Source organism: Streptomyces sp. NPDC086766, from assembly GCF_044746005.1.
In the GTDB taxonomy this organism is placed as follows: domain Bacteria; phylum Actinomycetota; class Actinomycetes; order Streptomycetales; family Streptomycetaceae; genus Streptomyces.
Genome location: NZ_JBIVBI010000043.1, coordinates 1 through 11,680, shown reverse-complemented (window position 1 = coordinate 11,680; position 11,680 = coordinate 1). Strand labels below are relative to the sequence as shown.

13 protein-coding genes and 3 pseudogenes are annotated in these 11,680 nt (G+C 67.3%); 12 read left to right on the top strand and 4 right to left on the bottom strand.

Features of this window, described 5'->3' with window-relative positions; translation table 11 throughout:
- The coding region (locus ACIPM1_RS33320) for a transposase (protein ID WP_402441042.1) at nt 1–235 on the top strand (235 nt) is incomplete at its 5' end.
- 79 nt (nt 236–314) lie between these two features.
- Here ACIPM1_RS33320 and ACIPM1_RS33315 read toward each other — a convergent pair.
- Nucleotides 315–877: pseudogene (locus ACIPM1_RS33315) on the bottom strand (IS5 family transposase); the annotation flags it as partial.
- Between the two features lie 436 nt (nt 878–1,313).
- Between ACIPM1_RS33315 and ACIPM1_RS33310 the strand changes: the two are divergent.
- The 3 genes from ACIPM1_RS33310 (at nt 1,314) to ACIPM1_RS33300 (ending at nt 3,863) form a co-directional block, all read left to right on the top strand.
- The gene (locus ACIPM1_RS33310; RefSeq protein WP_402441040.1) at nt 1,314–2,024 is read left to right on the top strand and encodes a hypothetical protein; all 711 of its coding nucleotides are present in this window, start codon (nt 1,314–1,316) and stop codon (nt 2,022–2,024) included.
- Nucleotides 2,025–2,325: 301 nt separating this feature from the next.
- Nucleotides 2,326–2,532 carry a hypothetical protein gene (locus ACIPM1_RS33305; protein WP_402441038.1) on the top strand — a complete coding sequence of 69 codons (207 nt, stop codon included), beginning with the start codon at nt 2,326–2,328 and terminating at the stop codon, nt 2,530–2,532.
- A 524-nt stretch (nt 2,533–3,056) separates the two neighbouring features.
- Nucleotides 3,057–3,863, top strand: a complete 807-nt coding sequence (locus tag ACIPM1_RS33300) for an IS5 family transposase (protein WP_402441036.1) — start codon at nt 3,057–3,059, stop codon at nt 3,861–3,863.
- Here ACIPM1_RS33300 and ACIPM1_RS33295 read toward each other — a convergent pair.
- Complete coding sequence (locus ACIPM1_RS33295) at nt 3,805–4,311, bottom strand: hypothetical protein (protein ID WP_402441044.1); 507 nt, start codon at nt 4,309–4,311, stop codon at nt 3,805–3,807. The genes ACIPM1_RS33300 and ACIPM1_RS33295 overlap by 59 nt on opposite strands.
- A 170-nt stretch (nt 4,312–4,481) precedes the next feature.
- Nucleotides 4,482–4,559: pseudogene (locus ACIPM1_RS33290) on the bottom strand (site-specific integrase); the annotation flags it as partial.
- Between the two features lie 500 nt (nt 4,560–5,059).
- Here ACIPM1_RS33290 and ACIPM1_RS33285 point away from each other — a divergent pair.
- The 5 genes from ACIPM1_RS33285 (at nt 5,060) to ACIPM1_RS33265 (ending at nt 8,023) form a co-directional block, all read left to right on the top strand.
- Nucleotides 5,060–5,335 (top strand): hypothetical protein, encoded by a 276-nt coding sequence (locus ACIPM1_RS33285; RefSeq protein ID WP_402441034.1) that lies wholly within the window; start codon nt 5,060–5,062, stop codon nt 5,333–5,335.
- Nucleotides 5,336–5,387: 52 nt separating this feature from the next.
- Nucleotides 5,388–6,056, top strand: coding sequence for an MBL fold metallo-hydrolase (locus tag ACIPM1_RS33280; protein WP_402441032.1), 669 nt, complete (start codon nt 5,388–5,390; stop codon nt 6,054–6,056).
- 234 nt (nt 6,057–6,290) lie between these two features.
- Nucleotides 6,291–6,821, top strand: coding sequence for a hypothetical protein (locus tag ACIPM1_RS33275; RefSeq protein WP_402441030.1), 531 nt, complete (start codon nt 6,291–6,293; stop codon nt 6,819–6,821).
- Between the two features lie 533 nt (nt 6,822–7,354).
- Complete coding sequence (locus tag ACIPM1_RS33270; RefSeq protein ID WP_402441028.1) at nt 7,355–7,552, top strand: dehydrogenase; 198 nt, start codon at nt 7,355–7,357, stop codon at nt 7,550–7,552.
- Nucleotides 7,553–7,645: 93 nt separating this feature from the next.
- Nucleotides 7,646–8,023 carry a hypothetical protein gene (locus tag ACIPM1_RS33265; RefSeq protein ID WP_402441026.1) on the top strand — a complete coding sequence of 126 codons (378 nt, stop codon included), beginning with the start codon at nt 7,646–7,648 and terminating at the stop codon, nt 8,021–8,023.
- 234 nt (nt 8,024–8,257) lie between these two features.
- Here ACIPM1_RS33265 and ACIPM1_RS33260 read toward each other — a convergent pair whose 3' ends face one another.
- Nucleotides 8,258–8,629 (bottom strand): ester cyclase, encoded by a 372-nt coding sequence (locus ACIPM1_RS33260; RefSeq protein ID WP_402441024.1) that lies wholly within the window; start codon nt 8,627–8,629, stop codon nt 8,258–8,260.
- A gap of 308 nt (nt 8,630–8,937) precedes the next feature.
- Between ACIPM1_RS33260 and ACIPM1_RS33255 the strand changes: the two genes are divergently transcribed.
- The 3 genes and pseudogenes from ACIPM1_RS33255 (at nt 8,938) to ACIPM1_RS33245 (ending at nt 11,353) form a co-directional block, all read left to right on the top strand.
- Entirely contained in the window at nt 8,938–9,507 is a 570-nt protein-coding gene (locus ACIPM1_RS33255) for a GNAT family N-acetyltransferase (RefSeq protein ID WP_402441022.1), read from the top strand.
- Between the two features lie 67 nt (nt 9,508–9,574).
- A pseudogene (locus ACIPM1_RS33250) lies at nt 9,575–10,874 on the top strand (transposase).
- A gap of 179 nt (nt 10,875–11,053) precedes the next feature.
- Nucleotides 11,054–11,353: a YciI family protein gene (locus ACIPM1_RS33245; RefSeq protein WP_402441021.1), complete on the top strand. Its 300-nt coding sequence runs from the start codon at nt 11,054–11,056 to the stop codon at nt 11,351–11,353.
- Nucleotides 11,354–11,680: the final 327 nt, after the last annotated feature.

The window sequence follows — 11,680 nt, the reverse complement described above, 5'->3', positions numbered from 1 at the left end:
CCGCCACCGTCTCAACCGCGGCGGCGACCGCCAAGCCAACCACGCACTCCACACGATCGCCCTCGTGCGGATGCGCTACGACCCTCGCACACGGCCCTACGTCGCACGCCGCACAGCCGAAGGCATGTCGAAGAAGGACATCTTCCGCTGCCTCAAACGCTTCATCGCGCGCGAGGTCTACAAACACCTGACCAGAACGAACATCCCACAAAAACTCCTACAGGCCGCCGCTTGACGATCTATAGGAGCTTCCTGGACGCCAGGGGCCGCGCCTGCTCGGCTCCACCTGGGGCGATGGCAGGCGGGATCGGAGCGTCGGCGTACAGACGCCGGGGCTTGCGACGGGGACGTCCCCGAAGACCCCGGATCGACGGGACGGCGTCCAGCAGCGGCAGGAGCTGGGTGACGTCGTGCCGGTTGCCACCGGTGAGCGTGACGGCGAGCGGGGTTCCGTGACGGTCGACAATCAGGTGGTGCTTCGAGCCGGGACTGGCACGGTCGACGGGCGAGGGGCCGACATGTCCCCCTTTGAGGGCCCGGACGTGCGATCCGTCCATGGAGCAGTCGTCCAGGTCCAGCAGGCCGGCGCGGCGAAGCTCGGCCAACAAGGCCGCGTGCAGGCGCAGCCACACGCCGGCCTCGGTCCAGTCCCGAAGCCGACGCCAGGCCGTCAGTCCGAAGCAGCCCACCGTCTCCGCAGGGACATCACGCCACGCGACACCGGTCCGCAGCACATACATCACACCAGCCATTGCCACTCGGTTGGGAACCCGGCACCTGCGTTGCCCGTCGACCTGCTGGCTCCAGGTGACGGCCTCGGTCTGCATGTGCTCGATCGAGCCCGCCGGCGCCAGAAGGAGTCGCGGACGTAGGGCATGGGCCGCTCCACCCTGGGCTTGTCCTTCGGCTTCGATGCCCTTGCCGGGTTTCCACCAACGCCCTGTAGTGGGTGCCGAGTTCGGCATACGCCTTGTTGATTTTGGGGTCGTAGAGGTCGGGCTTGTCGCCGCCGGCCTTCAGGTTGTCGGATACCAGCCGGCGCGGGACGCCGTCGAAGTAGCGGAAGGCTGCGACGTGTGCCTCGGTCCACGCGTGCTGGTCCCGGTGCAGGACCGGCCGCACGAACATGTGCCGTGAACAGGGCAGCATCACGAGCAAACCGCCCAAGATGAGGAAAGCTTGATCGTCGGCAGTGCTGGACGATCACATGATTCGCCTGGAACCAGCCGACGGGTCTTCGGGTGAGGCAGCCCTCCTGCAAGGCGCGGAAAAGCGTTCGACCACCGGCCTGGGACAGGCCATGATCCGCATTCGTGACGACGTCAAAGCAGCTCATGGTCCGGGCCGCCGCCCGCAACAACGCCGAGTGGTGCGCAGCGATGAACCGGTCGCACGGCCTGGTGAGCGAGTTCGGCCTGCAGGCTTGGACCGCCCCGGCCCGCACGCCGCGGTACTACCCCGACGCGGTGACACTCGTGCCGGGAGCCGACCCGGCCGCGCTGACGGCGCGGATCGACACCACCACGCCGGGCGCCTCCGTCAAGGACAGCTTTGCTGACCTCGACCTGAGCGAGGCTGGCTTCCACGTCCTGTTCGAGGCGCAGTGGATCCACCGCCCGGCGAGCACGTCCGCTGTCGCGCCGGCTCTTGCCTGGGACGTGGCGGGTGACCCGGACTCACTGCACGCCTGGGCACTGGCCTGGGACGACGGGGACGGTAACGCAAGCCTCTTCCGGCCCGAACTCCTCGACGGCCCAGCCACCTTCGTGCTCGCCGGACGGTCCCCCAGCGGCCTGGTGGTCGCCGGGGCGGTGGCGAGCCGCAGCGACCATGTGGTCGGAATCTCAAATGTCTTCGCACTGGACGGCGGCCTTGACGCGGCTTGGCCGGTCGTACTGGACGCGCTGCACTGGCTGTTCCCCACTCTGCCAGTGGTGGGCTATGAACACGGTGACGCCCTAGTGGCTGCCGTCCGCCACGGCTTCGAGCCGGTCGGTCCACTGCGGGTCTGGCTGCACGGATAGACCAGCTTCAAGAGCAGTCCGAGCCCGCCGTTCGCGACAGCCGTCCCCACGGGGAAGCCCGAACGCGAGGGTGGGGAATTACCTGACGTCGAAACCGCCCAAGGCGGGGAATTACGTGACCGTCGACACCAAGGGGGGTGGCCGGTAGGAGTCTCCAGACCTTGCACTGTGCCGAGACGCCGAATGGCTCCGCACCCATCCCCCTCACAACCTTCTGAGCCGTAGCTCTACAGAGATCGGTCATCAGCGGTCATGCGGGATGAGACAGCATGACGGCCGGCGCTTGCGCGATGATCAGCACATGGAATCGTGGATGATCAAACACTTCTCGCAGGCCAACCCGGCGGGAATCGGGCAGGATGACGTGCCTGCGCTGCTCCGTAGAGTCGCAGACTCAATCGAAAGCCTTGGCCTAGTCGAGGTTCAGGATCTCGTCATGCATACGGAGACCACTGCGCACGGCGGTTGGCCGAGTCTTACGGTCTACTTCCACGACACCGAAGGATGATCCGGGCTGTAGGCGGGCGCTTTGGCCTTGGTCCGCTTCCTTATCAGGTCGATCATGGGGTCGTCCAACGTTGACCAGCTACCCCTGCGCCTCGGACGATCGTCCACTGAGGTCCGCCGTCGACCGCTGGTATTCGTGTTTGTTGGTGTCAGCCGCTAGTGTCAGTCGCCGCACGCGGTGTTGACAAGGGGTGCCTCGTCGTTCCACAGCACCATAGAAGATCGAGTGACTGTTCGCTGCCTGAGCATCACTGGGCGCCAACGCCTAACTGGCTGTTCTCTATCCGCTCGGATGGTCGGTGGGGTTCGAACAGGGGCCTGGTCCGGGTGAGTCTGCCGGTGCGGACGCATGGAAGAAGGGCCTCTTGGTAGCGCGCGGATGTCGAGTCCAGCGAGAAGCAAGAGGCCCTGGTGTCGAAGTGTCGCGTGGTCACAGTTGCCGGGTCCAGTCCGGCCACTCCTGGGTGTGACAGGTTCGGGAATGCGGCCGACCGGCCGGGTCGCCGGCCCCGGTACGGCTCGGACATGAGCGATGCCGAGTGGGCTCTGGTGCGGGATCTGCTGCCGGTGCCGGGATGGCTGGCCGGCCGGGGCGGGCGGCCGGAGGGCTACTGCCATCGGCAGATGATCGACGCGGTCCGCTACCTCGTCGACAACGGCATCAAGTGGCGGGCGATACCGTCGGACTTCCCGCCCTGGCCACGGGTATACGCCTTCTTCGCCCGCTGGCGGGATGCGGGGCTGGTGGCCGAGCTGCACGACCGGCTGCGCGAGGCCGTCCGCAGTGCCGAGGGCCGTGATCAGGAGCCGAGTGCGGCGGTCGTGGACTCGCAGTCGGTGAAGGCGGACGCCACCGTCGCCCTCACCTCGCGAGGCTTCGACGCGGGGAAGAAGGTCAACGGACGCAAGCGGCACCTGCTCACCGACACGCTCGGGCTGCTGCTGGCCGTGCTGGTCACCCCGGCCTCGACCACCGACCGGGACGCCGCCCGCGTCCTGCTCTCAGCGGCCAAGGGCCGCTTCGGGCGGCTGACACGGGTCTGGGCCGACGGCGGTTACACCGGCCACCTCGTCGACTGGAGTGCGGCACAGCTCGGAGTCGTGCTCGACATCGTCCGCCGAAGCGACGACATCCGCGGCTTCCAGGTCCTGCCCCGCCGCTGGGTCGTGGAGAGATCCTTCGCCTGGTGCCTGCGCAGCCGGCGCCTGGTCCGGGACTACGAGCGGCGCACCGACACCAGCGAAGCCGTCGTCCTGTGGCCGATGACCATGCTCATGAGCCGGCGCCTGGCCGCTCGACACCGGGGACCTGATGCGGTGCGGGCAGCGTGAACCTGCCTGGTTTCTGCTCGACCAGCCAGCCCCGTTCCACCAGCCGCTTCAGCCGTGCCCTGGCACCTTCGACGCGGGAGGCGGACGCACTGTCCCAGCCCAGCACCACCGCAGCCCGCCGGGCACCGAGCCCGTCGGCTCCGGCATCGGCCGCGGCGGCCATCAACACCTGATACTCCGGCGACAACTCCTTCACCCCGGCCGCGTTCCGCCGGTGAGGCACCGCCCGGCGCGGTCCGATGGGCTTCCTCCGCGGCACCTCGCCGGCCACCTCGGCAGGTGCCTCCTCCTCGGCCAGCGCCTCCAGATACTCCTCCAGGCCGATCACCCGGCGTCGCTGCACTTCTTCCGCGTCCGCCAGAGCCGCCCGCACCCGTTCCAACTCGTCTTCGAGTTGCCTCCCCCGCGCGGCTGCGGCCTTCTGCCGTGCTTCCAGAACCGCCCGCATCGACGGCATCCGCCACCCCCCACGACCTCCCGACTGGCAACAAGCCGAGACTCCCGCGGCGGCCGCTGCTTCATGCCTGACCAGCAAAGACGTCACACGAGGTTCGGAAAGAGAACGGCCTCTAAGACCGTGTCCTATGTGGTGAGGCGGGTCAGGTAGGAGTGGCGCTACTCGTGGAGGTTCCAGCCCGTCCCGGGCCCTTGCACGGCTGTGTGCTCGTCCAGGAGCGCTCGGACACTCGCAGTGCTTCAGGGGCAGTTCCGCACTGCCGACAGCCCGGCTTGGCTGTCGGCAGTGCGGACTGCCCAGGCACGACACCAAGGTGGATGCTACCCGCAGGCGAAATTGCGGACACCCAGCCCTGCTGGGCTGAGCACGTCATTTTCCTGGGCCCAGACTGGGGCAAGATCGGCAAAGGACCGCGGGACACGGACAGGCGACGGGCTCGGTATCCCGAGATGGGTATTCGTGGCAGCGGCCTTCTCGCCGGCCCGGCGGTCTTCATAGGCACCGGCGGAAACGGTGAGGGCCAGGTAATGGCCGCCCCCCCTGGCAGGTTGTCACTCGGCGGCGAGCACGCCCAGCGTCGCCGCCGGCAGCGGCGTCAGGGTGCGTGGATCCTGCGCGGGCGGCTCGGGTGTGTCTGCGGGCATCTTGGCTCCTCTGACGTACGAAGATCGACGGGACGCTGCGGGCACGTCAGTACCTGCCACCGACAACCTCGTCCAGCATTGGAGGACAGCAACCCTTGCGACCACGAACGGCTGTCAGCCTGTTCGCCCGGGACGTGCCGGGGCTGGAGTTCCCGGAGGGGAAGGACCTGCTACAGCTGGTGTGGTGCGCGCTGATGCACGAGCACGATCACAGACTGCTGGTGATGCCGCAGATGTACTGGCGAAACGAGGCGGAGGTCTTTGCCGGCGGCCTGCTGTCCGAGATCCCCGAGGTGAGCGAGGGGAGGTACGACGATGGGTGTTTGGAGGACCCGCGTGGGGGGTTTGGTCGCATCCCGCACGCCTGGTGAGCCGTCAGCGAGCGAAGACATGGCCGCCAGGGCGGCCGTGCAGGCTGGGGGCATGGACGTGATCGAGGTATTGCCGAGGCTGCGCATGCTCTGCTTCCCGGTAGGGGCGGCCTATCTGTGGCAGGACGACGACGAGCTGACCCTGATCGACACCGGAACGACGGACTGCGCCGCGAAGATCGAAGAAGTTCTGGACGGCGAGCTGCGGCGGATCGTGCTGACGCACTGGCACGAGGACCATATGGGCTCGGCTGCCGAACTGGCCGCCCGGCACGGCGCGGAGGTGGTGGCTCACCGGCTGGAGGCGCCGGTGATCCGGGGCGAGGCGGCCGGGGCGCCACCGGTACTCGAGGAATTCGAGGTGCCGATCCGGGCGGCCCTTCCGCCACTGCCCCTGGCCCCGCCGTGCCGAGTGGATCGTGAGGTGGAGGACGGCGATGTGCTGGAATTCGGCGGCGGGGCGATGGTGGTCGCGGTGCCCGGGCATACGGACGGGTCGATCGCGCTCCACCTGCCCGGGCCAAGGGCGCTGTTCACCGGGGATGCAGTCGCCAACGTCGGCCAGACCATGCTGGGTATCTTCAACACCGACCGCACCCAGGCCATCGAGTCGCTCCACCGGCTTGCCGAGCTGGAGGTCGACACGGCGGTCTTCGGTCACGGTGCCCCAATCTCGCACGGTGCGGCGGCCGCCCTGCAAGCAGCAGCCTCAGCAGTGTGACGGAGGTCAGCTTTTCGGCAGGCTGGGCGGTTTGATCTCAAAGGCCGAGACAGCCTCCTCGTCCAAACCCCAGCGCCATGATGGCAGCGCAGGTGCAGGCGCTCGGGTGGTCACAGAGCGTTCAACTCGGTTCCCGCGGAAGCTGTGCCTGCCCCGTCTGCCCACCGGCCCCAATAACCGCCTGTCCGCGCGGCTCGGTGCGGCAGGATCGCAGCCGTGTCTTGAGGGGGACTGATGAGTACCTGCATAGCCGCGGCCGTCTTCTTCGGCCTGCTGGGTTTGATCCCGGCCAGGAAGGCGCGAGGCATCCGTCGCCTCGTAGCGCACGGCGAGCGCGCACTCGGTGTGTGCGACTACGTCACCTGGGACGACGGCAACGCGAGCGCCTGGTGTTCGTTCGTCACTCCGGACGGCAAGAGCAGGATGGTTGTGGTTCACGGGTATGGATCTCCACGATTCGAGGCCGGCGAAGTGGTGGAGATCGCCTACTGGAAGGGCAGGCCGCGCACCGCCGTGGTGGTAGAGGATGAGGAGAACTACCGGCGCACCCACCTCGTCGCTGCGATCGTCTGCTCCGTACTGGCCAGCGTTTTCGCGCTGGCCGCGGTCCTGGCGGCAGCGCTCTCGGTCGCGCTGCTGGCACCGTTCGGCGGCCTGACCCACCGAACGATTGACGCTTCAGGCTGGCCTTTCCATGAATCGTCGGCTGGCTGGGCGGTCCCGCTTTGCACGTGGCCGGTCGAACACCGGGTACCGACGTCCTGACCAGCCCGTGAAACCTCAACGACCCCCCAACCCATAGCTCGCATCGACGGGCCGTGCACGACACCCCCGCTCGGGCCGTCTCTGGGCCGTTCGGGGGTGCTCAATGGCGACCAACGCTGACAACCACCGACGGCTAAGTCGCAGGTCACAGCGTTGATCGAATGCAGGGCCGCAGGTCAGGGCCCCGGCCCTTCACCTCTTCGGCCACTGATCGCACATCGCGGCGCTTGACTCGCCCGTTGAATCGCCCGTACGCGCACGGCGCCCCGTGGGCAGCACGGTTTCCCGTGCCCTGATGGCAAAGCCATCTAACGCAAGCAGCAGGCTCCCCCCGTCGAACCCTCGCAGCGCGCCTTCCGGGAGGTCCGCCTTCCGAGTGCGTGTCCAACTGCGTGACAACGCAGACGAACAGCGGCGGACAACCGTGGACGGCTGTGGACCGTTGCACCAGGTGAGAGCCAGATCAGCCCAAGGCAGCGCCCCCACCCAAGTTGCTTCGGGACGAAGCGGTCGTCCCGTTAGGGGTGCGCTACATGACCGACGCCCCGGCCTGTCCCGAGTGCAGCCAGCCCATGCAGTTCGGCGGCTTCGTCCTCGTCAAACGGGAGGGCGATGGCCGACGGACCTGCCGGGCGCTATGGAGGTGCACCGGTCGGCATGTCTGGTGGCGCTGGGCCGACCGGCCGGAGGAGCCGTTGGAGACCTGCCCGATGTCCGAGCTGCTCCGCTGACATCCGAGGCTGGCGCCGCCATCGCCGTACCCGTCGCCTCGTCCGCCGCGGCCGTCCCTGGTCAGGGAAGCCGCGATCCGAGAGTCTGGGGGCATGCTGCTGCCGCTAACCCATGGGAAGACCGAATTCATTGAGGTCGTCCGCATCACCGATCCCGTCAGGCACCTCAGTTCGGAGGACCTGGCCGGCGACACTACCGCGATCTGGGAGGGAGACCAAGCCCAGCAGGCCCTGTCCCTGATTGCCGACCTACCAGGAAGTGAGCTGTACCGCTGCTTCCTCCCGGGCTGGGGAATCCGGGCGCACAGCTCCACCGATCAGCTCTTCGAGATCGCCTTCTGCTTCCGCTGTCACGGTGCCCGTATCTGGGGGCCGGGTCTTCCTGTCGAACAACAAGGCCAGACCTTCGACGCAGAGAGCCCTGCCGCACTTGAACTGCTCCACCGATTCCGCTCCTGCCTGCCGGACTGATGATCAGGTCTCGGCAGCTTCGAGACCAAGGGGTCGCCGTGCCATAGCCGTGCAAGGCCGTTCGTACAGTGGCGCGCTCCACCTTGACACCCTGAACCACGCCCGCTCCACGGTGTGTGGGTCGACGGCGGACGGGATGGGAGCTGGGGAGGATGGGGTGTGAGGTAATCGAGCGGGTTCAAGGTCCCAGAAGCCCGAGGATCACCCTCCGCCCCACGCACGTGATACCTAGGGTCATGCTCTACCCGCCGAGCGGTTGAGCGTAGAAATGCCCCACAGTTCGGCTATGCGGCCATCCTGCACCCGGAAGATCTCCATCATCGAAGGCAGAGGCTGGTCATCAACGTCCGCACCAACCAAGACGCCATGCAGTGACGTACGAACAGCGACCTTGTCACCATCCACGACCATGTCCTCAACGACTACCTGAATGCCGGGAAACACGGCCTGAAGCCCGCTCCACGCCTTCATAACGCTGTCCACACCCACCGCGCTCAGGGGGTGGCTCACGAAGTTGGCAGAGAAGATCGTCTTTGCTGCGGCGAGGTCACGAGCGTTGAACGCCTCGTACATCCGCTGCGCAACGGCCCTTGCATCGTCTGTCACGTCACTCCCAAGTCGTTGGCGACCGTCGCAGTCAACCACGCGTTCGGCATCCTCGACCGAATGATCGATAACTCAGGCTCAGATCATGTTGGGGCTGACCCAGGCCACCAGCGGCCCAGAAATCGTCCCTCGTAGCCAAAACGTCGTTGATCGCTAGGAGCGTGGGTCAGGAAACAACTCCTGGAATGCCGCGCCTCGTGGTGAAGTGCGGCTGCCGAGCGCTGCTCTTGAAAAGGCGTGGCTGCCGGGCAGTCGTGATGCGAAAATCAGTCCGCAACTCGATCCACATCCGCGTCCCGGAGGCCCGCATGGACGTCGCCTCGCTGCTGCCCTTGACCACGTCCCGGTTGTCGCTGCGTCTGTTCACTCCACGCGACGCCGACGACCTGTACGCCTACCAGAGCCTGCAGAGCGTGGCGCGCTACTTGTACCGGCCGGCGCACACGCGTGAGCGCAGCGAGCAGGTTGCCGCCGAGCGCGCGGCGCAGACGGCCTGGCGCGCCGACGGGGACAAGCTGGCGCTCGCTGTCTGCCGACGCGATGAGCCCGGCGTCCTTGGCGAGGTGAGCCTCACCCTGGCCGATGCCCGCGCCGCCCAGGCCGAGATCGGCTGGACTCTCGACCCAGGTCACCAGGGGCACGGCTACGCGACCGAGGCGGCCGCGGCGCTGGCCGGGTTTGCCTTCGACACGCTGGGCGTGCACCGGCTCTACGCACGGCTGGATGTGGAGAACACCGGGTCTGTGCGGGTCTGTGAGCGCCTCGGGATGCGCCGGGAGGCGCACCTGGTCGAGAACGACCTCGACGGGGATCGCTGGGGCAGCGAGTACGTCTACGCGGCGCTATCCGCGGATCTTGGCAGTCCATCAGGCGATTGAGCCCGACGCCGCTTCCTGTTCGCGATCTTCCATGCGGGAGAATCCTTGTATGTCTGGTGGGGATGGCCTGTTCGAGGTGGATCCGGCGGCGGCGGTGAAGCCGGACACCACGCCGACGGTGGCGGTGAAGAAAACCTTCCGGGCGTTCGTCCCCGATCAGATGCTGATGCTGCCGCCGTCACTGGATGAGTGGCTGCCCGAGGGGCATCTGGCCCGATTCGTGGCCTAACTGGTTGACGAGGCGCTCGACCTGGGCCCGATCCTGGCGCCCTACACCGAGAAGCGCGGGTTCCCGCCGTATGACCCGCGGTTGATGGTCCGGCTGCTGATCTACGGGTACACCGCCGGAGTGCGCTCGTCGCGTGCGATCGAGCGCAAGTGCACCGATGATGTGGCCTTCCGCTATCTGGCCGCGGGGGCGGGGCCGGACTACCGGTCGATATCCCGGTTCAGGGCCCGGCACCTGGACGCCCTGGCCGGGATCTTCACCCAGTCACTGCGCCTGCAGCGACTGGGCATGGTCAAGATGGGCCGGGTCGCACTCGACGGTACGAAACTGCAGGCTAACGCCTCCAAGCACAAGGCCATGAGCTACAACCGGCTGGTGGACAAGGAAGAACGCCTCGAAGCCGAGATCGCCGGCCTCGAGGCGGCGGCCGCCGGCCTGCCGGCCGATGCCGAGACTCTCGATGCCGCCGAGGACGAGCGGTTCGGGCCCGACGGCAAGGACACAGACCTGCCCGCCGAACTCGACCGCAGGGAAAAGCGCCTGGCCAGGTTGCAGACCGCCCGCGCGCAGATCGAGGCCGAGGCCGCCGAGAAGGCCCGCAAGCACGCCGAGGACAAGGAGCGGCGACGCCAAAAGCGTGCCGGGACCGACTGACGTCACGACCAACCCCGCCGAAGCACTCAACTACACCGGCATGCTCGACCAATCCGCCGCGAACACCGGAATCCACGCACGCCAGGCGCTCCTCGACGCGGGCTACTGCTCCGAGGCGAGTCTTCAGGCCGCAGCCGAGCGCAAAGAAGAACACGGCACCGACACCTTCATGGCCACCGGCCGCCTGTCCCACGACGAACGCGTCAGCCCCGCCCGGCGCGGACGCATCCGGGCCGACGCCACGGCGCGCGAGCGCATGGCCCGCAAACTGCGCACCAAACCCGGACGCGCCGCCTACGCCCAGCGCAAAGCCATCGTCGAACCCGTCTTCGGTCAGATCATGACCTGCCAAGACGGCCGCAGACTCCTGCTACGCGGCGAAGCAGGCGCCCGCGCCGAATGGCGACTACTCGCTGCATGCCACAACCTGCGAAAGATCTTCGGGCAGGTCGGAACCCCCGGACTGGCCACCGCCCGAGCCTGAGCGCCCAGGCGGCAGCATCACCCTCCACAGCAACACACACCCCGCACCCGCCACGACACCGCCAACAAACCCCAGACCGCCAGAGATCCGACCACCAACCCTCGACGGCTTGCTCGTTACCGACCCACGCTCCTAGGCGCCATGATGCGTCGACCACCGACAAAGCCGAGGAGGACGCCATGCTCCACCTGCTGTTGCTGGACTACACGGTCTCGGAGCAGGCCGCGGAACCCTTCATTGAGGACCACGTCGCTTACCTTGAGCGGTACCACCGCAACGGGACATTTCTGGTCTCCGGCCAGACCGTTCCCACCTCGATCGGTGGCGCCATCATCGCGCACGGCGACCGCTCCGCCGTCGAGCAGATCACCGCGCAGGACCCATTCGTCACCAACGGTGTCGCGAAGTACACCATCACGAGCCTCACCCCCGGACGCGTGCGGCCCGACCTCGCGAGCGTGCTCAAGCCGACGCACTGACTGCGGCTCGGGTCTGCGAATAGCCCTGGTGGGCACCGTGTCCCTTGCTTGCCTGATCGAGCGGCGCCCCGCAGGGAACACCGGGGAACGTCGGCGAGTACCTCAAGAACGAGCAGCTCAGCGTCTCGCCAGGTCAGCGACCATCCGCGTACGCACTCTTCCAAACTGGTGCCGAACGTCTCAACGGCACGGTTGGATCAACCGGGATGCAGCGTACAGCCGACTATCTCTTTAACCTCGCGCTTTCGCGAGCGGCCCTGTCCGGGTCTTGATCAAATAAGTGGAGAGTGCTGCTGACCTGCAACGATGGGACTTGTCGAGGGTCCT